Source organism: Devosia sp. A16, from assembly GCF_001402915.1.
Lineage (GTDB): Bacteria > Pseudomonadota > Alphaproteobacteria > Rhizobiales > Devosiaceae > Devosia_A.
In genome coordinates, this window is record NZ_CP012945.1 from 3,491,973 (window position 1) to 3,518,688 (window position 26,716).

General features: G+C 65.8%; 25 protein-coding genes. 16 read left to right on the forward strand and 9 right to left on the reverse strand.

The genetic code is table 11. The features are described 5' to 3' along the window. The first annotated feature begins 96 nt into the window (after positions 1-96). Together APS40_RS16810 and APS40_RS16815 are read left to right on the forward strand one after the other, a co-directional pair. Positions 97-1,041, forward strand: coding sequence for an alpha-E domain-containing protein (locus APS40_RS16810; RefSeq protein WP_055048150.1), 945 nt, complete (start codon positions 97-99; stop codon positions 1,039-1,041). Next, complete coding sequence (locus APS40_RS16815) at positions 1,041-1,850, forward strand: transglutaminase family protein (RefSeq protein WP_055048151.1); 810 nt, start codon at positions 1,041-1,043, stop codon at positions 1,848-1,850. The genes APS40_RS16810 and APS40_RS16815 overlap by 1 nt, the downstream gene beginning before the upstream one ends. Positions 1,851-1,874: 24 nt before the next feature. On the opposite strand, the gene APS40_RS16820 is transcribed toward APS40_RS16815, so the two are convergent. Continuing rightward, positions 1,875-2,810, reverse strand: a complete 936-nt coding sequence (locus APS40_RS16820) for an AEC family transporter (protein WP_055048152.1) — start codon at positions 2,808-2,810, stop codon at positions 1,875-1,877. Positions 2,811-3,101: 291 nt separating this feature from the next. Between APS40_RS16820 and APS40_RS16825 the strand changes: the two genes are divergently transcribed. The 6 genes from APS40_RS16825 (at position 3,102) to APS40_RS16850 (ending at position 10,542) form a co-directional block, all read left to right on the forward strand. Beyond that, positions 3,102-3,884, forward strand: a complete 783-nt coding sequence (locus tag APS40_RS16825; RefSeq protein ID WP_442855810.1) for a DeoR/GlpR family DNA-binding transcription regulator — start codon at positions 3,102-3,104, stop codon at positions 3,882-3,884. Next, positions 3,881-5,401, forward strand: a complete 1,521-nt coding sequence (gene glpD, locus APS40_RS16830) for a glycerol-3-phosphate dehydrogenase (RefSeq protein WP_055048153.1) — start codon at positions 3,881-3,883, stop codon at positions 5,399-5,401. Before APS40_RS16825 ends, glpD begins: the two co-directional genes overlap by 4 nt. Then, on the forward strand, positions 5,398-6,888 hold the full coding sequence (gene glpK / locus APS40_RS16835) for a glycerol kinase GlpK (protein ID WP_055048154.1): 1,491 nt from the start codon (positions 5,398-5,400) through the stop codon (positions 6,886-6,888). Before glpD ends, glpK begins: the two co-directional genes overlap by 4 nt. A 102-nt stretch (positions 6,889-6,990) precedes the next feature. Next, positions 6,991-7,920, forward strand: a complete 930-nt coding sequence (locus tag APS40_RS16840) for a 2-hydroxyacid dehydrogenase (RefSeq protein WP_055048155.1) — start codon at positions 6,991-6,993, stop codon at positions 7,918-7,920. A gap of 2 nt (positions 7,921-7,922) precedes the next feature. After that, on the forward strand, positions 7,923-8,705 hold the full coding sequence (locus APS40_RS16845; RefSeq protein WP_055048156.1) for an SDR family NAD(P)-dependent oxidoreductase: 783 nt from the start codon (positions 7,923-7,925) through the stop codon (positions 8,703-8,705). A 193-nt stretch (positions 8,706-8,898) separates the two neighbouring features. Then, positions 8,899-10,542: an alpha-glucosidase family protein gene (locus APS40_RS16850; RefSeq protein ID WP_055048157.1), complete on the forward strand. Its 1,644-nt coding sequence runs from the start codon at positions 8,899-8,901 to the stop codon at positions 10,540-10,542. A gap of 18 nt (positions 10,543-10,560) precedes the next feature. On the opposite strand, the gene APS40_RS16855 is transcribed toward APS40_RS16850, so the two are convergent. The 3 genes from APS40_RS16855 to APS40_RS16865 form a co-directional block, all read right to left on the reverse strand. Continuing rightward, the gene (locus APS40_RS16855) at positions 10,561-10,881 is read right to left on the reverse strand and encodes a hypothetical protein (protein WP_055048158.1); all 321 of its coding nucleotides are present in this window, start codon (positions 10,879-10,881) and stop codon (positions 10,561-10,563) included. Between the two features lie 67 nt (positions 10,882-10,948). Then, the gene (locus tag APS40_RS16860) at positions 10,949-12,001 is read right to left on the reverse strand and encodes an AbrB family transcriptional regulator (protein ID WP_055048159.1); all 1,053 of its coding nucleotides are present in this window, start codon (positions 11,999-12,001) and stop codon (positions 10,949-10,951) included. 210 nt (positions 12,002-12,211) lie between these two features. Beyond that, entirely contained in the window at positions 12,212-13,372 is a 1,161-nt protein-coding gene (locus APS40_RS16865) for a M20 aminoacylase family protein (protein WP_055048160.1), read from the reverse strand. A gap of 254 nt (positions 13,373-13,626) precedes the next feature. On the opposite strand from APS40_RS16865, the gene APS40_RS16870 reads away from it, so the two are divergent. The 7 genes from APS40_RS16870 (at position 13,627) to APS40_RS16900 (ending at position 20,771) form a co-directional block, all read left to right on the forward strand. Then, positions 13,627-14,385: an electron transfer flavoprotein subunit beta/FixA family protein gene (locus APS40_RS16870; RefSeq protein ID WP_055048161.1), complete on the forward strand. Its 759-nt coding sequence runs from the start codon at positions 13,627-13,629 to the stop codon at positions 14,383-14,385. Next, the gene (locus tag APS40_RS16875) at positions 14,385-15,311 is read left to right on the forward strand and encodes an electron transfer flavoprotein subunit alpha/FixB family protein (RefSeq protein ID WP_055048162.1); all 927 of its coding nucleotides are present in this window, start codon (positions 14,385-14,387) and stop codon (positions 15,309-15,311) included. The genes APS40_RS16870 and APS40_RS16875 overlap by 1 nt, the downstream gene beginning before the upstream one ends. 229 nt (positions 15,312-15,540) lie before the next feature. Then, positions 15,541-16,725 carry an amino acid aminotransferase gene (locus tag APS40_RS16880; protein WP_055048163.1) on the forward strand — a complete coding sequence of 395 codons (1,185 nt, stop codon included), beginning with the start codon at positions 15,541-15,543 and terminating at the stop codon, positions 16,723-16,725. Positions 16,726-16,807: 82 nt separating this feature from the next. Next, on the forward strand, positions 16,808-17,461 hold the full coding sequence (gene fsa / locus APS40_RS16885; protein ID WP_055048164.1) for a fructose-6-phosphate aldolase: 654 nt from the start codon (positions 16,808-16,810) through the stop codon (positions 17,459-17,461). A gap of 232 nt (positions 17,462-17,693) precedes the next feature. Beyond that, positions 17,694-18,773 carry an Mrp/NBP35 family ATP-binding protein gene (locus APS40_RS16890; protein WP_055048165.1) on the forward strand — a complete coding sequence of 360 codons (1,080 nt, stop codon included), beginning with the start codon at positions 17,694-17,696 and terminating at the stop codon, positions 18,771-18,773. Between the two features lie 3 nt (positions 18,774-18,776). Next, entirely contained in the window at positions 18,777-19,220 is a 444-nt protein-coding gene (locus APS40_RS16895; protein ID WP_055048166.1) for a GNAT family N-acetyltransferase, read from the forward strand. A 246-nt stretch (positions 19,221-19,466) separates the two neighbouring features. After that, positions 19,467-20,771 carry a GH1 family beta-glucosidase gene (locus APS40_RS16900; RefSeq protein ID WP_055048167.1) on the forward strand — a complete coding sequence of 435 codons (1,305 nt, stop codon included), beginning with the start codon at positions 19,467-19,469 and terminating at the stop codon, positions 20,769-20,771. Between the two features lie 38 nt (positions 20,772-20,809). Here the strand turns inward: APS40_RS16900 and APS40_RS25200 are convergent, their stop codons facing one another. Continuing rightward, positions 20,810-21,625, reverse strand: a complete 816-nt coding sequence (locus APS40_RS25200) for a lysozyme inhibitor LprI family protein (RefSeq protein ID WP_197279347.1) — start codon at positions 21,623-21,625, stop codon at positions 20,810-20,812. 153 nt (positions 21,626-21,778) lie between these two features. On the opposite strand from APS40_RS25200, the gene APS40_RS16910 reads away from it, so the two are divergent. Then, positions 21,779-22,576 (forward strand): glycosyltransferase family 25 protein, encoded by a 798-nt coding sequence (locus APS40_RS16910; RefSeq protein ID WP_082434474.1) that lies wholly within the window; start codon positions 21,779-21,781, stop codon positions 22,574-22,576. A gap of 130 nt (positions 22,577-22,706) precedes the next feature. Here the strand turns inward: APS40_RS16910 and APS40_RS16915 are convergent, their stop codons facing one another. From APS40_RS16915 to hisS, 4 genes are read right to left on the reverse strand one after another with little or no spacing between them, the layout of a single operon-like run. Next, a complete protein-coding gene (locus APS40_RS16915; protein WP_055048169.1) occupies positions 22,707-23,459 on the reverse strand; it encodes a TSUP family transporter in 753 nt (250 codons plus the stop codon). Continuing rightward, complete coding sequence (gene hisG / locus APS40_RS16920) at positions 23,456-24,190, reverse strand: ATP phosphoribosyltransferase (protein ID WP_055048170.1); 735 nt, start codon at positions 24,188-24,190, stop codon at positions 23,456-23,458. The genes APS40_RS16915 and hisG overlap by 4 nt, the downstream gene beginning before the upstream one ends. Further along, a complete protein-coding gene (locus APS40_RS16925) occupies positions 24,187-25,272 on the reverse strand; it encodes an ATP phosphoribosyltransferase regulatory subunit (protein ID WP_055048171.1) in 1,086 nt (361 codons plus the stop codon). The genes hisG and APS40_RS16925 overlap by 4 nt, the downstream gene beginning before the upstream one ends. Next, the gene (gene hisS / locus APS40_RS16930) at positions 25,269-26,714 is read right to left on the reverse strand and encodes a histidine--tRNA ligase (protein ID WP_055048172.1); all 1,446 of its coding nucleotides are present in this window, start codon (positions 26,712-26,714) and stop codon (positions 25,269-25,271) included. Before hisS ends, APS40_RS16925 begins: the two co-directional genes overlap by 4 nt. Between the last annotated feature and the right edge of the window lie 2 nt (positions 26,715-26,716).

Genomic DNA, 26,716 nt, shown 5'->3' on the forward strand with positions numbered 1-26,716 from the left:
CCTCACCCAAGCTCTGCTACGTCGCTTCGCTCCTAGCGCCGCTACCCTCTCCCCTCAGGGGCGAGGGGGCGCTCGCTATTCACGTCGGGATAAACCATGCTCGGTAGAACCGCCCAGAACCTGTTCTGGCTCTCCCGCTATATCGAGCGGGCCGAGAACGTGGCCCGCATGTTCGAGGTGGGCTATCGGATGAGCCTCACCTCGCGCCGCGAAGGTGGCGCGTCCGAGCATCTCGTCTCGATGCTGCAGGCAGCCGAGGCCGATGAAGGCTTCAATCTCAAGCACAAGCAGGCGGACGTGCAGAGCGTCGCCAACTACATGCTGTTCGACGAGGAGAACTACTCCTCGGTGAAATCCTGCCTGCTCGCCGCGCGCACCAACGCGCGCTCGGTGCGCACGGCGCTGACCACCGAGATGTGGGAATCGATCAACACGGCGTGGCTCGAATTCTCCGCCATCCGGCCGCGCGACATCTCGGGGGCCAAGCTCCAGGAGCTGCTGTTCTGGGTCAAGCAGGTGAGCCACCGCTACCGCGGTGCGCTGCTCTCGACCTTTCTACGCGATGCCGGCTACGCCTTCAGCCAGATCGGCAATTTCGTCGAGCGGGCCGATAACACGGCGCGCATCCTCGACATGAAGTATTACGTGCTGCTGCCGCGCGCCACCATGGTGGGCGGCGACGTCGATATCCAGCAATGGACGATGATCCTGCGTGCGGCCTCGGCGCACCGCAGCTACCGGCATGTCTACCACGACCGCTACAAGGCTTGGAACATTGCCGACTACCTGATCCTCAGGCCGGAAATGCCGCGTTCGCTGATCTTCTGCGTGCAGTGGATCAACCGCACCATCGACATGCTGGAGGAGATCTATGGCGAGCGCACCGCCGGGCACGACGCGGCCGACGCGGTGACGGCGCTGTTGATGGATGCCAGCGTCGACAAGATCTTCGAGCACGGCCTGCACGAGTTCCTGACCGAGTTCATCGACCGCAACAACCGCATGACCGACGCCCTTGCCGAGAGTTACAACTTCTACTGATGAAGATCGCCATCCGACATTCGATGAGTCTGGCGCTGGGGGCTGGCGTGTCCCGCAGTGTGCAGCATGTGTTGTTGACCCCGGTGAGCGGGCCGACCCAGACGGTGCGCGAGTGGTCCATTCAGATGCCGGGCATCGACAGGGCAGCGAGCTTTGCCGATGCTTTCGGCAACCGGGCGCATCTGGTGAACCAGCTCAAACCCGATCCCGAGCTGCAGATCGCCGTAGCGGGGATCGTCGAGACCATCGACCGCAACGGTGTCGTCGGTCGCGTACCCGGTGACATCCCGCCGGCGCTCTATCGCCGTCCCACCGCCGCCACCAAACCGGTGGCGGCGATCACCTCGAAGTTTCGTGCGGCGCCGAGGACCGGCAGGGATCGCATTGCGCTGCTGCACGCTCTGATGGCGCGGGCGGCCGAAGTGGTGAGCGGCGGCGAACAGACCCAGGCGCAGGACGGGCAGAACCAAAGCCAAACCCAGTCGCAGGCGGGCGCCGTGCACGCTCCGGCAAGCGACTACGCCCACGGCTTCATCGGCGCGGCGCGGGCGCTGGAGATTCCGGCGCGCTACGTCACGGGCTATCTCCAGAGCAGCGACAGCGAGCAGTCGGCCCTGCACGCCTGGGCGGAGGCATGGGACGATGGACTCGGCTGGATCGGCTTCGATGCGATGCTGCAAGTCTGCCCGACCGACCGGCACGTCCGCGTCGCTGTCGGGCTCGACGCCACCTCCACCATGCCGGTCCGCTCGATCCCGGTGGCCGGGGAGCCCCAGGTGCTGACCATGAGCATTGAGGCGGCGCAGTAGCCATCGCAACCACCTCCGGCGCGATCAGAGCCCCAGCACGTACAGCCACCCGCTCACCGTGAGGACGCTCAGCACCGTCGAGATCAGGATGGTGTTCGCAGCGATGTGGACGCTGCGATTGTAGTAGGTAGCAAAGACATAGACATTGATGCCGGCAGGCATGGCGGCAAGCAGCACGCCGTAACGGGCGAGGTCGTGGTCGATATGGAGGATCGGCACCATGATCACCCAGGCGATGGCCGGCTGCAGCAGCAGCTTCAGCAGCGACATGGTGAGCGACTGACCCCAGCTGTCGGAGAGCTTGTAGTCGTTGAGCGCGCCGCCGAGGCCGAACAGCGCCGCGGGCGTGACGGCGGCCGCCATCATGGCGATGAAGGCCTGGGCCGGCTCGACCAGTTTTACGTGCATCAGGTTGGCCGCGGCGCCCGCCGCGATGCCCCACAATAGCGGGTTGGCGACGACGCGCATCAGCGCGACCCCCAGCGTTTTGTGCAGCGGCGCGCCGTCACGGCGCAGCAGTTCCATGGTGATCATGCCGGCTGTGATCAGCACCGGGGCGTGGAAGGCGATGATCGAGAAGGCCGTCGCCAACGCCTCCCCGCCATAGGCGCGCTGCAGCACCGGAATGCCGATCAGCACGGTATTGGTGAACGTGGCCGAGAAGCCCGATGCAACGGCCTCTCCCGGCTTGTCGCGAAACACCCGGCCGGAAACGATGATGCCGATGATGAACACCACGATCGCCCCGACATAGAACGGCACGATGACCGCCCAGTTGAACGTCGTGGCGAAATCGGTGTTGAGCATGGCGTTGAACAGCAGGCACGGGGTCGCGAAATTGTTCACGAACACCACCAGCCCGCGTACGCCTTCGGAAGGGAACAGTCGCAGCCGTACAGCGCCATAGCCCAACGCGAGGATGGCAAAGACCGGCAGGATGACGTTGAGAATGGCGAGCATGGTCGGCCGGTCGGGAGGGGTGTTCCCTGATGCACGCTCACGCGCCGGGGGTCAATGGCGGGCTGCTGACAGATAGAGACCGCCCCCTCCCAGCCTCCCCATAAAGGGGGAGGTGAAGAGGCGAGGCCCTGTCTTCGATGGTGCCAAACTCACCAGCGGGGCACCTCCCCCTTCATGGGGGAGGATGGGAGAGGGCCGTCTGCTTCGGCTCAATAACGAACCTCACACGAACATTTCGCTACCGAAACGAACCTGATCCGCGTATAGGTGAAGGCAGATCAGGGGGGCCGATTGGACGCGCTCACGCAGCGGCAGGACGACATCATGGCGCTCGCCCGGCAGCACGGGCGGGTGGATGTCGACACGTTGGCGCAGCAGTTCGCGGTGACGCCGCAGACCATCCGCAAGGACCTGAACGAACTCTGCGACAGGAAGCTGCTCAACCGTCTGCATGGTGGCGCCGCCTATCCCTCCGGGGTCAGCAACTATGCCTACGAGGCCCGGCGCCTGCTGGCGGCCGACGGCAAGCGACGCATCGGCTTGCGCGCCGCCGACCTGATCCCCGACAACGCCTCGCTGATCCTCAACATCGGCACCACCACAGAGCAGGTGGCCATGTCATTGCGCCGTCACGCCGGTTTGCTGGTGGTGACCAACAACATTAACGCCGCCAACATCCTGCGCGAGGTGCCGAGCGCCGAGGTGGTGATCGCAGGCGGTGTGGTGCGGCATGCCGATGGCGGCGTGGTGGGGGAGGCGGCGGTGGATTTCATCCGGCAGTTCCGGGTCGACTACGCGGTGATCGGCGCTTCGGCGATCGATGCCGACGGCACGCTCTTGGATTTCGACTTTCGCGAGGTGAAGGTGGCGCAGGCGATCATCGAGACGGCGCGCAAGACCATCCTCGTCGCCGACGCCATGAAGTTCGGCCGCACCGCGCCGGTGCGCATCGGCCATCTCGAGCAGATCGACGTCTTCATCACCGACGAGCCGCCCCCACCCGCCATTGCCGCCATCTGCAACGCCGCCGGCGTCACGCTCGACATCGCAACCGAAGGGCAACCCGTCCAATGACCGACACACAGCAGCCTGTCGACGTCTTCGTCATCGGTGGTGGCGTCAACGGCACCGGCATCGCGCGCGACGCGGTGGGACGCGGGTACAGCGTGATGCTGGCCGAGATGCACGATCTTGCCTCGGGCACCTCGTCGGCGGCGACCAAGCTGGTGCACGGCGGGCTGCGCTATCTCGAGCACTACGAGTTCCGCCTGGTGCACGAGTCGCTGGCCGAGCGCGAAGTGCTGTGGGCCTCGGCGCCGCACATCATCTGGCCGCTGCGCTTCGTCCTGCCCTATGAGAAGAACCTCCGGCCGGCCTGGCTGCTGCGGCTCGGGCTGTTCGTCTACGATCATCTGGGCGGGCGCAAGCTGCTGCCCGGCACCCGGACGCTCGACCTGACCCGCGATCCCGCCGGGCGACCGCTGAAGCCGGGACACAAGGTGGCGTTCGAGTATTCCGACGGCTGGGTCGACGATGCGCGGCTGGTGGCGCTCAATGCCCGCGACGCCGCCGACCGCGGCGCCCGCGTGGTGACGCAGACCAAGGTGACCTTGGCGCGCCGCGACGGCGGGCTGTGGCGCATCGAAATGGCGGGGCCGGCGGGGACCGAGACGGTGTCGGCGCGGCTGCTGGTGAACGCCGGCGGACCATGGGTCGATACCGTGATCCGCGAGACCGTGGGGCGGCACGAAGCGCACCACGTGCGACTGGTCAAGGGCAGCCACATCGTGGTCAACAAGCTGTTCGACCACGACCGCTGCTATTTCTTCCAGAACGCCGACGGCCGCATCTTCTTCGCCATTCCCTATGAGGGCGATTACACGCTGATCGGCACCACCGATATGGACTTCGAGGGCGATCCGGCCGCGGTGAAGATCAGCGATGAGGAGACCGATTACCTCTGCGCCGCGGCGAGCGAGTATTTCATCAAGCCGGTGACCCGGGCCGACATCGTCTGGACCTATTCCGGCGTGCGACCGCTGTTCGACGATGGCGCCAGCGCCGCGCAGGAGGCGACGCGCGACTATGTGCTGAAGACCGAAGGTGAGGCTGGCGAGGCGCCGCTGATCAACATCTTCGGCGGCAAGCTGACCACGCACCGCCGGCTCAGCGAGCAGGTGGTCGACCGGATCGACGGGCTGCTCGGCGGGAAAGGCCCGCGCTGGACCAAGGGCGCGCACCTGCCTGGCGGCGACTTCCCGCCCACCGCGTTCGACGCCGAGGTGCGCAAGCTCGCGGCGCGGAAATCCAGCTTCGATCCGGCCTTCATCCGGCGGCTGGTCCGCGCCTATGGCACATTGGCAGCCGACGTCCTGGGCGAGGCGCAAAGCCCCGCCGACCTGGGCCGGCATTTCGGCGCCACGCTTTACGCCCGCGAGGTCGACTACCTGATGGATCGGGAGTGGGCGCGGACTGCCGACGACGTGCTATGGCGTCGCAGCAAGTTGGGTTTGCGATTCAACGCACATGAGAGGGCGGAACTGGCCGGGTACATGGCCGAGCGCCTCGCTGGAATGGGGAAGAGACAATGAGCGGCAACATCTTGGCGATCGACCAGGGCACCACCTCCAGCCGGGCGATCGTCTTCGATGCCCAGCAGAAGATCGTCGGGTTGGGCAAGATGGAGTTCACCCAGCACTTCCCGCGGGATGGCTGGGTCGAGCACGTGCCCGAGGAGATCTGGGCCACCGCTCTGTGGAGCGCCAAGACGGCGATCAAACGCGCCGGCATCAAGGCCTCCGAGATCGCCGCCATCGGCATCACCAACCAGCGCGAGACGACCATCGTCTGGGACCGCAAGACCGGCAAGGCGATCCACAACGCTATCGTCTGGCAGGATCGTCGCACCATGCAGCAGTGCGAGAAGCTGAAAAAGGCCGGCCACGAGAAGCTGGTCAGCAAGAAAACCGGGTTGCTGCTCGACCCCTATTTCAGCGCCACCAAGCTCGCCTGGATCCTCGACAACGTCCCCGGTGCCCGCAAGCGGGCCGAGAAGGGGGAACTCGCCTTCGGTACGGTGGATTGCTACCTGATCTGGCGGCTGACTGGCGGCAGGAGCCATGCCACCGACATTTCCAATGCCTGCCGCACCCTGCTGCTCAACATCAAGACCGGCGAGTGGGACGACGAGCTTCTGGCGCTGTTCCGCATTCCCCGCGCCATCCTGCCCGAGATCAAGGACAACGCCGACGATTTCGGCATGACCGATCCCGAGGTGTTCGGCGTCTCGATCCCGATCTACGGCGCGGCGGGAGACCAGCAGGCCGCGACCATCGGCCAGGCCTGCTTCACCCCCGGCATGCTCAAATCGACCTACGGCACCGGGTGTTTCGCGCTGCTCAACACCGGCACCGACATGGTCCGCTCGAGGAACCGGCTGCTGACCACCATCGCTTACCGCCTCGATGGCGAGACCACTTATGCGCTCGAAGGCGCCATCTTCATTGCCGGCGCCTCGGTGCAGTGGATGCGCGACATGCTGAAGATCTTCGAGAACTCCGCCGACGCCGGCGCGCTCGCAGCCAAGGCCGATCCGACGCAGAACGTCTATCTGGTGCCGGCCTTCGTGGGGCTCGGCGCCCCCTGGTGGGATTCGGCGGCGCGGGGCTCGCTCACCGGGCTCACCCGCAATACCGGGCCGGCCGAACTGGCGCGCGCGGCGCTCGAATCGGTCAGCTACCAGACGCGCGATCTGATCGACGCCATGCGCAAGGACTGGAAGGGCGCCCATGACACCGTGCTGCGGGTCGATGGGGGCATGGTCGCCTCCGATTTCACCATGCAGTTCCTTGCCGATATCCTGAACACCGAGGTCGACCGTCCCACCATTCTGGAGACCACGGCGCTGGGCGCCGCGTGGCTCGCCGGCTGGAAGGCGGGCGTTTGGCCCGACCAGGAGGGTTTCGCCCAACGCTGGGCGCTGGACCGGCAGTTTCAGCCGCGCATGGACGACGCAACCCGCACCAGAAAACTCAAGGGCTGGCGGGATGCCGTGCGGCGAACCCTGAGCGAGACGTAAGACGTTGGGGGAGGGCAGGGCGCCGCCGGTTGTCCCACCAACGTCGCCTTCACCCCCGCGTGAAACTGCCATACAACCGTCCCTCGAATAGGGATGGGACCAATGCCGGAAGAGATTCTTCAGACTCACAAGCTGCTCGATCGCTGCGAAAAAGCGCTTGCCGAACGCTACACCGTGCACAAGCTGCACGAGGCTGCCGACAAGGACGCGCTGATCAGGTCGGTGGCGGGCAAGGTCCGCGCCATTGCCGGCGGCAATGTCGACGGCGCGCTGATGGATAAGCTCCCCAAGCTGGAGATCATCGCCAATTTCGGGGTCGGCTACGACTCGATCGATACGAGGGCCGCCAAGGAGCGCAACATCCGCGTCACCAACACCCCGAACGTGCTCAACGACGCGGTGGCCGAACTCACCCTCGGGCTGATGATCGGCCTCGCCCGTCGCATCCCGCAGGGCGATCAATTCGTCCGGCAGGGCAAGTGGCCCAAGGCGAGCTTCCCGCTGCTCACCGAGCTCAACGGCAAGACCGTCGGCATTCTCGGGCTTGGCCGCATCGGCAAGGAAATCGCCACCCGCTGTCAGGCCATGAAGATGCGGGTGGTCTATCACGGTCGCACGCGCCAGCATGACGAGCCCTATATCTTCTACGACAAGCTGATCGACATGGCCCGCGACAGCGACTGGCTGGTGATCATTGCGCCGGGCGGCAAGGGCACCGAAAAGATCGTCTCACGCGAGGTGCTGGAGGCGCTGGGCCCCGAGGGGTTCATCGTCAATGTCGCCCGCGGCACGCTGATCGATGAGGCCGCGATGCTCGAGCTGCTGCAATCGAAGAAACTCGGTGGCGCGGCGCTCGACGTGTTCGAAAAGGAACCGCAGGTTCCCGCCGGCTTCTTCGAGCTCGACAATGTCGTGCTGTCGCCGCACCAGGGCAGCGCCACGCATCAGACACGCAACAAGATGGGTGACCTGGTCGTTGCCAACATCGTCGCGCATTTCGCCGGCGAACCCTTGCTCAGTGCGGTGGTCTGAACATGCTGATCGATCTGACGGGCAAAGTTGCCATCGTCACCGGCGCCGGCCGAGGCATAGGCCGCGTCATCGCCAGGACCCTCGCGGCCGAGGGGGTAACTGTTGCCATCATCGATTTCCGGCAGGACCTGCTCGACGATGCGGCAGTGGAGTGGACGGAAGCCGGCTGGCCAGGTCTGCGCATTCTGTGCGACGTGCGCGAAGCCGCGCAGGTGAATGCCGCGGTGAGCGCCGTGGACGAGGCCTATGGCCGGGTCGACATTCTCGTCAATAATGCCGGCGTCGCCAGCGGCGCGCGCGTCGACAAGCTGCCCGAGGCGATCTGGGACGCCAACTTCGACACCAACACCAAGGGCACCTTCCTCGTGTGCCAGGCAGTGGCGCCGATCATGCAGCGTCAGAACTCCGGCCGCATTCTCAATGCCGCCTCCTTTGCCGCCATCATCCCCTCGATCGGCAGCGCCGCCTATGCGGCGAGCAAATCGGCGGTGGTGCAGTTTACCCGGGTGCTTGCCGGCGAGCTCGGCCCGTTCAACGTCACGGTCAACTCCTACTCGCCGGGCATGATTCCCACCGAGATGAACGGCTTCGCCAAGCTGCCTGACGCGCGCCAGCAGCGGCTGCTCGATACCTTGACGCTGCGCCAATGGGGCAACCCGGAGGACGTGGCAAACCTTCTCTGTTTCCTCGCCTCCGACCAGGCTCACTACATCACCGGCGCTTCGATCGACTGCTCCGGCGGCAAATACGCTACGCAGTTCCCGTCGGCGGCCTACGAAAGCTGAGCGGGGGGCCGCGCCGGCTCGGGCGCGGCCCCTGTCCCCGAGGTGCGTGGAGGGAGGGCGAGCGCTCTTGACGCCCAGGCCTGGCTTGGAAGCCGCTGCGCCGCCATCGACGCGGAACCCCCATGCCGTCAAAGCGATTGCCTTTCCGACGGGCCCTCGCGACACTGCGGGCCAGCAAACGGCGGAGACTTCGATGACGGATTGGTGGCGTGGCGCGGTAATCTATCAGGTCTACCCGCGCTCGTTTCAGGACAGCAACGGCGACGGCATCGGCGATCTGCCGGGCATCATTCGGCGGCTCGATCATATCGCCAGCCTCGGCGTCGACTGCATCTGGCTGAGCCCCATCAACCAGTCGCCGCAGAAGGACATGGGCTACGACGTTTCCGACTACAAGGAAGTCGACCGCCTGTTCGGCAGCCTCGAGGATTTCGACCAGCTGATCGAGCGCGCCCACGCGCTGGGTCTCAAGGTGATCATCGACCAGGTGCTGTCCCATTCCTCGGACATGCATCCCTGGTTTCGCGAAAGCCGGCTCAACCGCACCAACGCCAAGGCCGACTGGTACGTCTGGGCCGACCCCAAGCGCGACGGCTCGCCGCCCAACAACTGGCCGAGCGTGTTCGGCGGGCGGGCCTGGGAGTGGAATCCCAGCCGCGGCCAGTACTACTTCCACAATTTCCTGATCGAGCAGCCGGACCTCAACTTCCACAATCCAGACGTGCAGGACGCGGTGCTGGATGTGATGCGCTTCTGGCTTGAGCGCGGGGTCGACGGCTTCCGGCTCGACACCGTGAACTACTATTTCCACGATCGGCAACTGCGCAGCAATCCGCCAGCGCGCCGGCCGAAGCACCTGCCCTATGCCGTGAACCCCTATGACATGCAGGACCACAAGTTCGGCAAGAGCCAACCCGAGAATGTCGACTTCCTGAAGCGGGTGCGGAAACTCCTCGACCAGTATCCTGGCACCACCACCGTGGGCGAGGTCGGCGACAGCCATCGCGGCCTGCAACTGATGGAGGAATACACCTCCGGCGGCGACAAGCTGCACATGGCCTATACCTTCGACATGCTCGGCCCCGAGTTCACCGCCGAGCACTTTCGCACCAAGATGGCCAAGTTCTTCGCCGGGGCGCCGAACGGCTGGCCGTGCTGGAGCTTCTCCAACCACGACGTCAACCGCCATATGACCCGCTGGGCGCCGTACTCGCGCAACCCCAGCGATCTCGCCCGCCTCGCCGCAGCGATGCTGCTGAGCTTCAAGGGCTCGGTCTGTCTCTACCAGGGCGAGGAACTCGGCCTGCCCGAGGCCGACATCCTGTTTGAGGAACTGACCGATCCCCCCGGCATCCGCTTCTGGCCCGAATACAAAGGACGCGACGGCGCCCGCACCCCGATGCCGTGGGATGATGGGGAAGCGCCGAACGGCTTCTCCAGCGTTAAGCCTTGGCTTCCGGTGAAGCCCAACCACTCGGCGCTCAACGTTGCTGCGCAGAACGCCGATGCCGATTCAACGCTCAACTTCTATCGCAAGGCGCTGGCCTTCCGCCGCGCCCACCCGGTCTTTGCCACGGGCGATATCGAGTTCCTCAAGGTCGCCGAGCCGCTGCTCGCCTTCCGCCGCACCGACAAGGACGGCGCCGTCACCTGCCTGTTCAATCTCTCGGCCGATCCGCTCAGCGTGACGCTGACAGGTGGCGAAGGGCTCGAGCCGCTGGAACTGTCGCATGGCGCGGAGCGTCGGAAGGGCCGGTTGAAGCTCGAAGCCAACGGCTTCGCGTTCTTTGCGACCGGGGAGATGAAGGTGACGTTCGGCGGGCGACGGAAACGATAGCCGCCGCAAGGGCCGCCTTCAGTCCACCTGTTCCCAGGTGTCGGGATCGTAATAGTCGCTGTGCCAGGTGCCGTCGGGGTACTGCACGAAGGCTTCGATGCAGCCGTCCGAGGCGCGACTGACCGAACGGGCGTTCACGCCGCGTTTGCGCAGTTCCATCTTGACGATTTCCTGGTCGAAGCTGTCCCCGTCGCCGCCCTTCTTGCCGCCGATCGAGACGCCGAACTCGATGGTCAGTCCCGGGCGCGTGCCGTTCATGTCGCAATTCTCCCGCGCCAGGGCCGGGCCGGCGGCGAACAGGGTGGCGGTCAGGGCGGCTAGGGCAAGCGGACGCAGCATTCGAATCTCCATGACGGGAGGCACTTGCCCGTAGATTTGGGCGGGCTTGCGGCTTCGGGCAACCCGGCTAGGGCAACTCCTTGTCGCGAATGAGCATCGCGACGACCGGAATGGCGAAGGTGAGCATCAGCAACCGGCTGACGTGATGCGCCGCAATGAACGCGGTGTCGAAGCCCAGGGCGATGCCGAGTGCGCCCATGCCTTCGAGCGCGCCGGGCGATAGCCCGAGCCAGATCTGCCCGAACGGCATATCGACGAACGGCGCTACGGCGAGGGTCACCAGTGTGGCGATGGCGACGGTCAATGCCGTGCCGGCCAACCCGCCGATCGCCGCCTGCTTGAACTCCGCCCGGGTGATGCCGTTGAAGCGCGAGCCGATCAGCGCCCCGATCAGGACGAAGGTGGCGATCAGCAGCGGCTGCGGCATCGCGCCCTCGAACAATCCGGTGAACTTGGCAGTGATCGCCACCGCCATCGCCCCCAGCACATAGCCGGCTGGCGCCCGGAGCTTGGTGAGGACGAACCCGGCGACGGCGCAGGCCGCCGCCACCGGCAGCAGGGTTTCGAGCGCCATCGCCGCCTGCACCGGGGCGCCTTCATAGTGTCCGATCGGCAGGAACAGCGCCCCGATCGGTACGCAGATGGTGAGGATCAGGATGCGGATCACCTGGATGATGATGATCTGCCGCGTATCCCCGACCCCCGCCGCCGCGATCGACATGACGAAGCTCAGGTGCCCCGGGAACGAGCTGAGATAGGCAGTGCCGCGATCGAGCCCGAACAGCTTGCGCAGCAGGAACCCGGTGAGGGAAATGATGAGGATCAGCTCCACGGCAAGTGCCGCCAGCGTCACCGGCCATTGCACCATCAGGGCCAGCGAATCGCGCGCCACTGCCGCGCCCATCGACAGCCCGGTGAGCACGAAGGTCGCGTCGCGCAGCCAGGTGGGCAGCATCACCTTGACGCCCAGCAGTGCCGCCACCGCCACCGCCAGCGCTCCGCCCATCAGCCACGCCGCCGGCAGGTTGAACAGCGCCGCCACACCGCCGCCGGCTGCCGAGATCAGCAATGTGACGAGCGTCCGGCGGACAATCGTGCCGGCGGAAAGGGGGGCGGTCATCTGGAACGAGTCGGGATGGCTAGGACGCTAACTATCGACGAGTTTGGCGAGCGGGGGAAGCGGGCCGTTGGGAGGATACGGGGTGCTTGGCGCCCCTCACCCTGACCCTCTCCCCAGAGGGGCGAGGGGACGATAGGCGCACCGGCCGTGCCACAACGCCCCCTCGCCTCTTTGGGGAGAGGGACGGGGTGAGGGGTAGCCCCCGCGCTGCTACCTCTGGGACGCACCCTCCACCAGCTTCACGAAAAAGCTCACCCCCACCGGGATGATCTCGTCGTTGAAATTGTAGGTGTCCGAGTGCAGCTCCGAGCTCGGCCCGTTGCCGAGGAAGACATAGGCGCCCGGCCGGGCCTGCAGCATATAGGCGAAGTCCTCGCCACCCATCTTGGGGTCGACATTGGCGTCCACCCTTTCCTCGCCGACCACGCTGGCGGCGATCGCCGCGGCATAGGCGGTTTCGTCCGGCGTGTTTTCGACCACCGGGTAGCCGCGGCGATAGGTGACCTCGGCCTTGCCGCCGAAGGTTTCGACGATGCCCTTGGTCACCGCCTTGAGCCGCTCTTCCATCAGGTCGCGCACCTCGTCGTTCAGCGAGCGCACCGTGCCGGTGAGTTTCACCTTCTGCGGGATGATGTTGAAGGCCTCGCCGCCCTGCATCATCGTCACCGACAGCACGGCGGAGCGGATCGGGTCGATCTCGCGCGACACGATGGTGTGGAGCGCGGTGATCAGCTGCGCCGCGATCATCACCGGGTCGACCGTGTTGTGCGGCCAGGCGGCATGTCCGCCCTGGCCCTCGACCACGATGTTGAACTCGTCGCTCGCCGCCATCAGCCCGCCGACCCGCATCGCGATGCTGCCGGCAGCCTGGCCCGGCATGTTGTGCAGGCCATAGACCTCTTCGACACCGAAGCGGTCCATGATCCCGGCTTCCACCATGGCGCGCCCACCGGCGCCGCCTTCCTCGGCCGGCTGGAAGATCAGCACTGCGTTACCGTCGAAATTGCGCGTCTCGGCCAGGTACTTGGCGGTGCCGAGCAGGATCGCCGTATGGCCGTCATGCCCGCAGGCATGCATCCGGCCCGGCGTCTGGCTGGCATAGTCGAGCCCGGTGCGTTCGAGGATCGGCAGCGCATCCATGTCGGCGCGGATGCCGATGGTCTTGCCCGGTCCGCGGCCCTTGATCACTCCAACGACGCCGCTTTTGGCGATGCCCGTCACCACTTCATCGACGCCGAACGAGCGCAGCAGATCGGCCACTTTCCCCGAGGTGCGGGGCAACTCGTACTGAAGCTCGGGGTGAACGTGGAAGTCGCGGCGCCATTCGGCGACCTCGTCGGCGAATTCCGCGATACGATTGATAACGGGCATGGAAAACCTGAATGCTAGTAAGCGCGCACTGTGCGGGGAGGCGGGTAGGGCGTCAACCCGCCGAAGGTACGATCTTGCTGGGGGTGGCCGACGTTGACGTCGGTGTAAGCCGACCCACACCAGCCTATCCGTTTGCGCCAAGGGTGAGGGGCACGCCATTCTCCCAACCTCCTCCCCAGTAGTCAGAATTTCCCCGCCCGAACTTGCCCCTCTCCGTCATATTTGCCAAACACCCGGCAACACCGGAGGAAGCGATGAAAATCCTCGTTGCCGTCAAGCGCGTCGTTGATCACGCGGTGCGCGTGCGGGTCCGTCCCGATGGGTCGGGCGTCGAGACCGAGAACGTGCGCATGTCGATGAACCCCTTCGACAAGCACGCCATTGAAGCGGCCGTGCAACTGGCCGAGGCTGGCCATGCCAGCGAGATCGTCGTCGTTTCCATCGGCCCCAAGCAGAGCAACGACGTCATTCTCACCGCCCTCGCCATGGGTGCGCATCGCGGGATCCTGATCGAAGCCGATGGGCGGGTCGAAACCCTTGCGGTGGCGAAGCTCCTGAAGGCGGTGGTCGCCGAGGAACAGCCCGATCTGGTGCTGCTGGGCAAGCAGGCCGTCGATGACGATTCCAACCAGGTCGGCCAGATGCTGGCCGGGCTGCTCGACTGGCCGCAGGCGACCTTCGCCTCCGCCATCAATGTCGTCGATGGCGGGCTCGAGGTCACCCGTGAGGTCGACTATGGCCGCGCCACGGTGGGCGTCGCGCTGCCTGCCATCGTCACTGCCGACCTGCGTCTCAACAGCCCGCGCAATGCCGCCTTGCCCATGGTGATGAAGGCGCGCTCGAAGCCGCTCGCCGTCCGTCCCGCTGCCGAATTCGGCGTCGATCTGACCCCGCGGCTCAAGCTCGAGAAGGTCAGCCCGCCGGCCGAGCGTGTCGCCGGCCGCAGGGTCGCCGACGCCGCCGCACTGGTTGCTGCCATCAGCTCCGAACTCTCCGAACTGGAGGCGCTCTGATGGCTGTCCTGGTTCTCGCCGAACACGATTTCGGCGCGCTCTCCGCCTCCACTGCGCGCATTGTCGCCGCCGCGGAACAACTCGGTCCGGTCGACCTGCTGGTCGCGGGGCAGGGGGTCGAGGCGGTCGCCGCCGAGGCTGCAAAACTCGCCGGCGTTGAAAAGGTGCTGGTTGCCGACAGCGCCGCGCTCTCCAGCCTTTCCCCCGAGCCCGTCGCGGCGTTGCTGGCCCGTCTTGCCGAGCCCTACAGTCACATCGTCGCTGCTGCAGCGGCGACTGGCCGTGACGCCATTCCGCGCCTCGCCGCCCGGCTCGACCTGATGCCGGTCACCGATGTCGTCGCCATTCATGGCCCGACCCGCTTCGATCGGCCGATCTATGCCGGCAATGCCATCGAGACCGTGTCGTCGGGGCAGGCAAAGCAGCTGCTGACCATTCGCGCTTCGGCCTTCCGGCCGGCGGCCTCGGGCAACAATGCCCCGATCAATCCAGTCGATGCCGATGTGGCCGCAGTGGCCCGCTTCCTCGCCGCGCACCGCACCGAGAGCGACCTGCCGGAACTCTCGACCGCCCAGGTGGTCGTCGCCGGCGGCGTCTCCTTCGGTTCGGCCGAGAAGTTTGCGCTGGTTTCCGAGCTTGCCAAGGTGCTCGGCGCCGCGGTCGGCGCGACCCGTGCCGCGGTCGACGCAGGCTACGCGCCCAACGATTGGCAGGTTGGCCAGACCGGCAAGATCATCGCGCCCGACCTCTATATCGCCATTGGCATTTCCGGCGCCCTGCAGCACCTCGCCGGTATCCAGGGCGCCAAGAAGATCATCGCCATCAACAAGGACCCCGAGGCGCCGCTGATGAAGATCGCCGACATTGCGCTGGTGGGCGATCTGTTCGAAGTGGTGCCAGAGTTGATTGCGGGCTTGAAACGGTAGGGCTTAAAGGCCCCCTCACCCGGGCCTTCGGCCCGACCTCTCCCCCAGGGGAGAGGTGGTGCTGGGGCGAGATGGTGCCGCAACGTCACCTCTCCCTGGGGGGAGAGGTCGCCGCGTAGCGGCGGGTGAGGGGGCCTTTTGGATAAGGCCGAACCACCCATCCGCCCCGTTGCAATTCCCCCACCACCGCCTATAACAGCCCCGCTCTCGTTTTCCCCGGACAGACCTGATGTTTGAGACCCTCAAGAAGGCCACGCTCGACAAGATTTTCGTGCTGATGGCCGAGTATGCCAACGATCCCCGCGACGGAAAGATCGACCTCGGCGTCGGCGTCTACAAAGATCCCAAGGGCGTAACGCCTGTCATGAGCGCGGTGAAAAAGGCCGAGCAGCGCATCCTCGATAGCGCCAAGACCAAGACTTACAAGGGTGTGGTCGGCAACAAGGAGTTCTCGGCTGCCATCGTCGATCTGGCGCTCGGCGGCGTAGTGGACTTGAAGCGCATTCGCTGCGTCAACGGCGCCGGCGGCACCGGCGCGCTGTCGATCCTGATGAACGTGCTCGGCCGCGCCCGTCCGAAGGGCCGCATCTTCATTTCCGATCCGAGCTGGCCGAACCATTGGCCGATGGCGGAACTCGCCGGCCTGACTCCGGTCTATTATCCGTATTTCGACCATGCCAAGCGGCTGGTCGACTTCGACAAGATGATGGCGACGCTAGACACGCTGACGTCTGACGACATCGTCCTGCTGCACGGCTGCTGCCACAACCCGACGGGCGCCAGCCTCACCAATGCGCAGTGGGACGTGGTGGTCGAGAGCCTCAAGCGCACCGGCGCCTTCCCGCTGGTCGATCTGGCTTATCTCGGCTTCGGCGATGGCCTCGAGGCCGATGCCTACGGCGTGCGCAAAGTGGTGTCCTCGGTGCCGGAGTCGATGGTCGCCTTCTCGGCCTCGAAGAATTTCGGCCTCTACCGCGAGCGCGCCGGCGTCGCCATCGCCATCGCCAGGGATTCCGACAGCGCTGATGTCGTTTCCTCGCAGATGCAGAACGTCATCCGCGCCACCATCAGCCAGACGCCGGACCATGGCGCCGAAATCGTCCGCGTCATCCTCGAGGACAAGGAACTGCGCGCCGAGTGGGAAGCCGAACTCACCGAAATGCGGGAACGCATGAAGCGCCTGCGCGTCAAACTTGCCGACGCCATCCGGCAGCGCTCGAACTCGACCGACTTCGATTTCATCGCCGAGCACACCGGCATGTTCTCGCTGCTCGGTCTGCCCGAGAATGTCGTCACCAAACTGAAGCTCGATGACGGCGTCTACATGATCAACGACAGTCGCATCAATGTCGCGGGGATCCCCGAGGATCGCATCGGCGAACTCGCCGACAAGATGCTTGCCGCCATCCGCTGAAGCCAATGGTCGGGGCGTTGTCTCACGCCCCGATTGTGACTACCTAAAGCGTAGCTAACCATCTCCCTTGGAGGGGACAGAAATGAAGTTCTTCGTCGATACCGCCGAGATCAAGGATATCCGCGATCTCTATGAAACCGGCCTGCTGGACGGCGTGACGACGAATCCTTCGCTGATCGCCAAGTCCGGCCGTCAGTTCAAGGAAGTGATCAAGGAAATCTGCTCGATCGTCCCCGGCCCGGTGTCGGCCGAGGTCGCCGCCACCGACTATGACGGGATGATCGCCGAGGGTCATGTGCTGGCCAAGCTCGCCGAGAATGTCGTGGTGAAGCTGCCGCTGACCATCGACGGCCTCAAGGCCACCAAGACCTTTTCGAAGGAAGGCATCAAGACCAACGTAACGCTCTGCTTCTCGGCCAACCAGGCGCTGCTGGCGGCCAAGGTCGGCGCCACCTACATCTCGCCGTTCATCGGCCGCCTCGATGACATCAACGCCGACGGCGTCGAGCTGATCGAGAACATCCGCACCATCTACGACAACTACTCGTTCGCTACCGAGATCCTCGCGGCCTCGATCCGTACCCCGAACCACATCACCGAAGTGGCCCTCGCCGGCGCCGACGTCGCGACCATTCCCCCGGCGGTGATCTACAAGCTTGCCGACCACCCGCTGACCAAGTCGGGCCTCGAGGCCTTCGTCAAGGACTGGAAGGGCACCGGCCAGTCGATCCTCTGATCGGCTCACGCGGACATTAGCGCAGTCGGGCCTTCCCTTGTGGTCAGCGGACGAGGGCGAAGCCCTCGCCGCGAGGTGCCCGAAGGGCGGATGAGGGGTTCTCACCGCGTACTGGATCGCTCCTCGTTCGCACTCGGATCGGCGACACTTCGTGTCGCGACCCCTCATCCGGCCTTCGGCCACATTCTCCCACAAGGGGAGAAGGCCCGACTGAAAGCCCGGAGGCACTTGAATGGCCAATGAACTCATCGCCGCCGCCGTCCGCAACGCCCTCGCTTCCGTGGAGATTCCCGGCGGCGGGGCGCTGGCCGGCTATGGCGGCCTGAGCGAGATCATCGTCACGTCAGGCGCTGTGGCTTTCGCCATTTCGGTTGCGCCCGGCATGGAGGCTGCCTTCGGCCCGGCCCGTGTCGCGGCCCAGGCGGCGGCCGAGAAGGTCGCCGAGGGCCGCAAGGTGATGGTGTCGCTGACCTCCGACCGCGCCCAGGCTGCCACCGGCCAGGCCAAGGCGCAGGGCCGTCCCGGCCCGCCGCCGCGCGAAGCCGTCCCGGGTGTCCGCCATATCGTCGCCGTCGGCTCCGGCAAGGGCGGCGTCGGCAAGTCCACCGTCGCCGTCAATCTGGCGCTCGGCTTTGCCGCCGAGGGGCTCAGAACCGGCATCCTCGACGCCGACCTCTATGGTCCATCGATCCCCAAGCTCCTCGGTCTCGAAGGCAAGCCCGCGGTGCGCGACGACGGTATCTTCGCGCCGCACGAGGCCTATGGCCTCAAGGCCATGTCGATCGGCTCGATGCTCACCGCCAACCAGGCCGTAGTGTGGCGCGGCCCGATGGCCACCTCCGCGTTGCGGCAGCTCTTGCGCGAGAGCGACTGGGGCGGGCTCGACGTGCTGGTGGTCGACCTGCCGCCCGGCACCGGCGACATCCAGATCTCGCTGGTCCAGCAGGTGCCGCTGCTGGGCGCCGTCATCGTCTCGACGCCGCAGGACCTGGCGCTGATCGACGCCAAGAAGGCGATGGACATGTTGCTGAGGACCGACGTGCCGATCCTCGGCCTCGTCGAGAACATGAGCTACTTCATCGCTCCGGACACCGGCAAGCGCTACGACATCTTCGGCCATGGCGGCGCCAGGGCAGCCGCCGCGACCTTCGATATTCCGTTCCTCGGCGAGATCCCGCTGGTGATGAAGATCCGCGAGAGCTCCGACGCTGGCGTCCCCGTCGTCGCCACCGACCCGGCCGGGGCCGAGGCCCAGGCCTTCCGGGCCATTGTCGGCGCGATTCTCGCCGCCAACCCACAGCTGAAACCCTGATCGGTGCTGTCGATCCGCCCCGCGGCCGGCACTGATGTCGACGCGCTGATCGCCATCGACCACGTCGCCGTGCACAGCACCGACCGTCGGGAGGCCATTGCCGAATGGGTGGCGCTTGGCCAGTGCCACCTCGCCGAACGCGATGGCGCTGTTGCGGGCTACGTCGCGCTGACCTGCAGCTTCTTCCGCTCGCCCTTCATCGAAATGCTGATCGTGGGCGCACCGCACCGTCGCACCGGCATCGGCCGCGCGCTCATCGAGCACTGCATTGCGCTGACGCCGAGCGGGCAGAAGCTCTGGACATCGACCAACGAGTCCAATGCGCCGATGCGGGCGCTGCTGCCACAGCTGGGTTTTGAGCAGACCGGCGCATTCGAACACCTCAATCCCGGTGATCCGGAGCTGATTTTTCTGAGGTGGCCCGCGGCCGAAGCCGGCGCGTGCTGACCCCCACCCTTGATTCCTCCCCCTAAGAATGGGGAGGGAGACGCATGCTGGGAAGCTGGTGTTTTGGTCTCCCTCCCCAGGGGGAGGGGACAGGGGTGGGGGTCCGCAGTCACCAGCGCCCGGGGTGACACATCCGCTTCGCGCTGTTATGCAATCGATTACATCGATCCGTGACCGTCGAGAATCGTCGCTCCGGAACGACCACAACGAGCGCCGCAGGCGCCGCCCGCTGAGGAGTGATCCAGAGTGTTTTCGATTTCGCGTGACGACCTCGGTCCGAACTTCACCTTCGGCGCCGCCACCGCTGCCTACCAGATCGAAGGCGGCCAGACCGATGGTCGCGGGACGTCGATCTGGGATACCTTCTCCTCCACCCCTGGCAACGTGAAGAACCTCGATACCGGCGCCGTCGCCTGCGACCACTACAACCGCTGGCCCGGCGATCTCGACCTGGTTCGCGATGGCGGCTTCGACGCCTACCGCTTCTCGTTCGCCTGGCCGCGGCTGTTCCCGGAAGGTATCGGCGCGGCGAACCCGAAAGGCCTCGATTTCTACGATCGCCTGATCGACGGCATGCTCGAGCGGGGCATCAAGCCCTATGCCACGCTCTATCATTGGGATCTGCCCAGCGCCTTGCAGGACAAGGGCGGCTGGATGAACCGCGACATCGCCAACTGGTTCGCCGAATACGCAACGCTGGTGGGGCATCATTTCGGCGATCGGCTCGCCGCCACCGCCACCATCAACGAGCCCTGGTGTGTCGCCTATCTCAGCCACTTCCTCGGCGTGCACGCCCCGGGCTACCGCGATCTGCGCGCAGCCGCGCGCGCCATGCACCATGTGCTGTTTGCCCATGGCACCGCCATCGACGCGCTGCGCGCCGAAAGCGTCAAGAACCTCGGCATCGTCCTGAACCTCGAAAAGGCCGAAGCGTTCTCCGACCGACCGGAGGATCTCGAGGCGCAGAACCTGGGCGATGCTCTGTTCAACCGCTGGTATCTCGACGGGGTGTTCAAGGGCCGCTACCCCGAAGAACTCACCAGCCGCCTTGCCGCCTATCTGCCCGATGGCTTCGAGCGCGATATGGAAGTCGTCTCCCGGCCGCTCGATTGGTTGGGCATCAACTACTATACCAGGGGTCTCTACGCTGCCGGTCCCAACGGGCTGTTCGGCGCCGAGCGTCGTTCCGGAGACCTGGAAACCAGTGACCTCGGCTGGGAGATCTACCCCAAGGGCCTCGAGGACCTGCTGGTGCGAGTCAACCGCGACTACACCAAGCTGCCGCTCTACGTCACCGAGACCGGCATGAGCGAGACCAATGACGAGCGTCGAGTGAAGTACTACGACGACCATCTGCGGGCCGTCGCCAACGCCCAGGGGCAGGGCGCCGATGTCAGGGGCTTCTTCGCCTGGTCGCTGCTCGACAACTACGAGTGGGCGCAAGGCTACACCTCGCGCTTCGGCATCGTGCATGTCGACTACGAGACGCAGATCCGCACCCCGAAGGCCAGCTACCGCGCCTTCCAGGGCATGCTGCACAACACGCGGTGAGGGGCGGCTGCTGAGCTCCTCGACGAGCGACCGCAGTCCTACATCGTCGGCGCGGGCGAGGCCGCATAAGTCACGGTGTGCTTGCCGTCGGCCCAGCTATATGTCGCCCAGCATGCGTCGTTCGCCGCAGCCTTGGGGCAGTTGCTGCCGTCGACCCACACCCTGGCGAACGTACCCGCATCCGACTGGGTCAGCGTCGGCGCACCGCCCAGCACCTCGATCGGCTTGGCGAAACTGTCGCCCGAAACCGCAATGTCGATCTGGCACCCGCCATTGCCGCAGAACGCCGTGGCCGCGGCGCTGCACTGCAGGTTCTGCGGGTTGAGCACGTAGTCCGCGACGCCGTCCCCATCGAGGTCGGCGCTCATCGTCAGCGGCCGGTCGGCGCCCGCCACCAACGCGCCGCCCAACTGCTTGCAGCTCTCGGCATAGCCTGCGATCACCTTCTCGACGCCTTCGGGCAGCCCGGGGGAAGCGGGCTCGCCATTCTGCAAGGCGAAGAACTGCTGCATCGACGCCTCGATATTGGCCTTCAGCGCGGCGATCCGTTCGGTATAGACTTTGCGCAGGCAGGTGATGTCGGCGCCGCATTTGCCACGCGCCGCGAGGAATGCCTCCGCCTCGTCGTGCCGGGCGCCATTGGCGCCCATGAACATCGGCACCTTTTCATAGGCGAAGTAGAGCCCGCCCATCTCACTGTCGAGCGACGAGGTGACACCGTCGCGGCACACTGCCACTTCATCGGCGGCCGCCGCCTTGCTGCAGTCGAAGCTCGCGGCCTGGGCCGGAGCGGCGAAGGGCAGCAGCAGCAGGAGTGCCGAAAGGGCCGAAGCGAGGCTCAGAAGTGCGCGCATGATCTCACCTGTTCGATGTAAGTTGTTCCCGATAATAGCATTTTGGCGGCCGGCACTGACGCAACTCTCCGTGCGTCCTCAACAAACCCTGAACCGTCCGTCGGCCGCGCTTGCTATCGCAGCCGGCATTGGCCAAGAAACTGCTCGCCAATCATGGCCAGCCTGCGGTGCTCGATGCATGTCTATGTGATCAACCTGGCGCGCCGACCCGATCGCCGGGCCTTCATGCAGGCGCAGGCGGACCGGCTGGGGCTGAGCTTCGACTATATCGATGCGGTCGATGCGCAGTCGCCGACCGCCAACCTCAGCGAGATTGAAGTGCGAAGCGGTGCCTATGGCCGCATTTCCAATGGCGATCTCGCCTGCACTCTGAGCCACCGTAAGTTCTGGCGAACCTTCCTCGAAACCGGTGAGCCCTACGCGGTGGTGCTCGAGGACGACGCCATTCTCGCCAACGACAGCGGCCAGTTCTTCGCCGATGTGAGCTGGATCCCGGCAGATGCCGCCGTGGTCAAGCTCGAGCGCTATGGCCGCCCGCGTCCGATAGTGATGGACCGCAAGACGCAGCCGGCCCACGCCCGGCGTGTCGGCCGCTTCTACGGCAAATGCGCCGGCACGGCCGGTTATGTCGTCTCGGCTGCCGGCGCTCGCATATTGCTGGATGCCACGGCTTCAGTGGATGACCCGATCGACCAGATGATGTTCAACCCGGGCCGCTCGGCGCTGTTCAGCCGCCTCGCCCCCTATGTGCTCGAGCCGGCAATCTGCGAGCAGGAGCAGGTTGCCGTGCCCTCCGATATCCGCGGCAGGCGCCAATCGAGCCGCGGCGGTCTGCAGGGGGCGCTCAACGAGTTGCGCGCCGTGCCGCGACAGCTGGCGCATGCCGCAAGCCTCGTCCTGCCGCTATTGCAGGGTCGGCTCGAGCGCCGGGTGCTCACCTTTCGGCGGTAGTCGCGACGCGATGATTCAGTCGTCGCTTCCCTCCCCCGCCACGCGGGGGAGGACCAAGGAAAGGCCAGTGACCCTCCATATGCGATAGCCCACCCCTCAGGGGGAGGGGGGGCCGAGATAGAGCGGTAATCTAAGGGAACACCAGCAGCTTCACCGCCAGCGCGATCGACACCAGCACCACCAGCGGCTGGATCAGCCTTGCGCCGAAGCGGATGCCGGTCAGGGCCCCGAGATAGCCGCCGACGATCTGGCCGATGATCATCGCTATCGCCACCGGCAGCACCACATTGCCCGAGGGGATGAACAGCGCCAGCGCCCCGACATTCGAGGTGAGGTTCAGCACCTTGGTGTGGCCGGCAGCGCGCGTCACCCCCAGCCCGAACAAGGTGACGAAGCCCAGGGTCAGGAACGAGCCGGTCCCGGGCCCCAGGATGCCGTCGTAGAAGCCGATGGCAAAGCCCATCACCGGAACGAAGATCGCCGTGCTGAGCCGCGCCTGGCTGTCTTCGTCGGTGAGCTTGGGCGCAAAGGCGAAGTAGAGTGCCACCGCGATCAACGCCACCGGCACCGCATATTGCAGCACACTGGTATCGATGGATTTGACTGCCAGCGCCCCCAAGAACGAGCCGACAAAGGTCAGCGGAATGGCGATCGCCAATAGCTGCAGCGACACGAACCCCTTGCGCCAGTAGGTGAAGGCGGCGATCGCCGTCCCCACTACCGACTGCAGCTTGTTGGTGCCGAACGCGGTGACCGGCGGAATGCCGACCGACAGCAGCACCGGCAGGGCGATCAGGCCGCCGCCGCCGGCAATGGCATCGACGAAGCCCGCGAGCAGCCCCACGAAGCCCAAGGCGACGAGGATCGTCAGGTCGAAGCTCACAGCAGGGTGGAGATCCCCGGCGGCACTCCGCCCATGATCGACAGCAGCGCCTCGAGCTGCGCCTTCCTGAGCGGCGTCCAGTCGGCGGTGCGCGAGACGATCAGGTTCGCCTCCGACTTCATGATCAGCCCGTCCTCCAGCACTCGCAGCTGGTTGGCGGCGAGGGTAGAGCCCGTCGAAGTGATGTCGACGATCAGGTCGGCCGAGCCGGCGGCCGGCGCCGATTCCGTCGCCCCGGCGCTCTCGACGATGCGGTATTCGGCAATGCCGTATTTGGCGAAATGCCGCCGCGTCAGGTTGACGTATTTGGTTGCAACGCGCAGCCAGCGACCGTGCCGCGAACGGAAATCCGACGCCACGTCGGCGAGGTCGGTCATCTGCTGCACGTCGATCCAGCTGTCGGGCACCGCTACCACCACGTTGGCCTCGCCGAAGCCGAGCCCGCGCACGAACAGCACGTTCTCCTCGCCGTTCTCCGACGCTTCGTGGATCAGGTCCGAACCGGTGACACCGATATCGACCCCACCCAGGATCAGCTCGCGCGCAATCTCGGCCGCCGGATAGAAGCGCACCGTAACCTGCGGCTGGTTCTTGATCGAGCCGACATAGGAGCGCGCGCCGCCCGGCCGGGCGATGTTCATCCGCGCCGTGGAGAAGGCCTTGCGGGTCAGCTCCTCGAGCCGGCCTTTGCTGGGAATGGCGAGCGTCAGGCCGCCGGGCAAGGTGGTCATTGTTCGGCCTCCCTTTCCAGCCGGTCGACCCACAGCGCGCAGCCCGAGGCCTTCACCGGCTCGCCGGCGCCCAGCCGCTCCAGCATGCGGTCATACTCGCCGCCCGAAGCCAGCACTTCGCCGTCCGAGCCTGTCATCTCGAAGACGATGCCGGTATAGTAGTCGAGCCGCGGCGAGAAGCTCGCATCGAAGATCACGTCGGCATTGGGCGATAGCGCCGCCAGCGCCGCAGCATGGTTGCGCACCTGGTAGAGCGGCTCGTCGAAGTCGAACCCGGCCTCCTTGCACATTTCCGAGATGCGCTCGAATGCCGTCTCGGTGCTCTCAGCCACCGACAGGTAGTTCTGCAGCAGCGCCACGGTCTCGGGCGGGATCGGCGCCGATTCCAGCGCCTGCTTTTCGAGGTAGCGGTCGGCGATTTCCTCCGGCGTGCGGCTGCCGATCAGGCTCAGGCCGCCCGACAGCATGGCATCGGTGACGATCTCGATCACCGTATCCCGGCTGTCCGGGGCAGGGGCGTCGACCTTCTGCTCGGGATTGCTGAGCCGCTCCATCAGCCGCTCCAGCGCTTCGGGGTGGCCGAAGCGGTGGCGGATGCGGCTGCGCCAGGCCACCGGAATCTCGGCCGCCTCGAGGAAGGCTTCGAACAACCCGACCCCACCGAGCCGCACGTTCGGCGCGGTAATATCGTAAATGGCCAGCGCCCAGCGTGCGAAGGTCAGCACCTGGTCGAGCGCGTTGTCCGCGTCGGGCTGACCCAGGAGCTCGAGGCCCGCCTGTTCGTATTCGACCGGCGTCGAGTTCTGCTGGCGGAAGATCGGCCCGAGATAGGTGAAGGCCGACGGCACTCCGAGCAGCCCGTCCTCGAGATATTGCTGGGCGATGGGCAGGGTGAAGTCAGGCCTCAGGCAGTATTCGAGTCCGTTATTGGTGGTGGTCAGCAGCAGGTTTCGGCCGAATTCCTCGCCGGCGAGGTCGAAATACGGTCCGGCCGGCAGCAGCAGCGCCGGCGTGGCGCGCGTCACCGTGCGCGACTCGACCAGCCGCACCAGCGCGGCATATCGTTCCGATGCTGTCTTCACTTATGGGCGTCCAGGTAGGCGGCGACCGCCGGCAACTGGGCGATGGCCGCAACAATGGCGTCGAGGTCGCCGTCGCATTCGAACTGGCCCGGGCGCGCCGCCTTGTACTCGGCATTGTCGGCAATCGCCTTGGCGGCCTCCTTGCCGGCGATCAGGTCCTTGATCTGCACCTTGCCGAGCTCGCGTTCCTGGGTGCCTTCGATGATCACCGCCGGCGCGTTGCGCTTGTCGGCATAGGCCACCTGCTTGCCGAAATTCCTGGTGTTGCCCATGAACATCTCGGCCCGGATACCTGCCCGGCGCAGCCGCGAGGTGATCGCCTGGTAGCGCGCCGTCTGGTCCTTATCGAGCACCAGCACCACCACCGGCCCGAGCGGCTCCTCGGCCCCGAGATTGCCGGTCAGGCGCAGGGCATTGGCCAGGCGGGAAACGCCGATCGAAAATCCGGTCGCCGGCACCGGCTCGGAGCGGAAGCGCGACACCAGCCCGTCATAGCGGCCACCGCCACCGACAGCACCGAACACCACGTCCTGGCCCTTCTCGTTCTGGACCTTGAAGGTCAGTTCGATCTCGAACACCGGGCCGGTGTAATATTCGAGGCCGCGGACCACGGCTGGGTCGATCTTGATCTTGTCTGCGCCATAGCCCGCCGCGTCGAACAGCGCCTGCATGACGTTGAGTTCGGCGATCCCCTCGTTGTGCTCGGGCGGCTCACCGCGCACATAGTTCAGCACCACGGCGCGTTGCGCGTCACTGAGGCCCGCGCCTTTGGTGAAATCACCGCTCTCGTCCTTGCGACCTTCGCCGAGCAGCAGCGCCACTCCGTCGGTGCCGAACTTGTCGAGCTTGTCGATGGCGCGGAGCACCGAGAGCTTCTGCCCCTCGTCGGCCACACCGGCCGAGGCCAGCACCCCGTCGAGCACCTTGCGGTTATTCACCTTCACCACGTATTTGCCGGCAAGGCCGAGCGCATCCATGGTGTCGGCCATCATCATGCACATTTCGGCATCGGCCTCGGGGCCGGCTGCGCCGACGGTGTCGGCATCGAACTGCATGAACTGGCGGAAGCGCCCCGGCCCGGGCTTTTCGTTGCGGAACACATAGCCCGCACGGTAGCTGCGGTAGGGTTTTGCCAAGTCCTGGAAATGCTCGGCGAAGTGCCGGGCCAGCGGCGCCGTCAGGTCGTAGCGCAGGCTCATCCACTGTTCGTCGTCGTCCTGCAAACTGAACACCCCGGCGTTCGGCCGGTCGGTGTCGGGCAGGAACTTGCCGAGCGTCTCGGTGTACTCGAGCAGCGGTGTCTCGACCGGATCGAAACCATAGCGCTCGTACACGGCGCGAATCTTCGCCGTCATCGCGTTCACGGCCGAGATATCGGCGGGCAAACGGTCCTCGAAGCCGCGCGGCAGCCGCGGCGCGATGAGCTTCTTCTTGTCGGTCATGG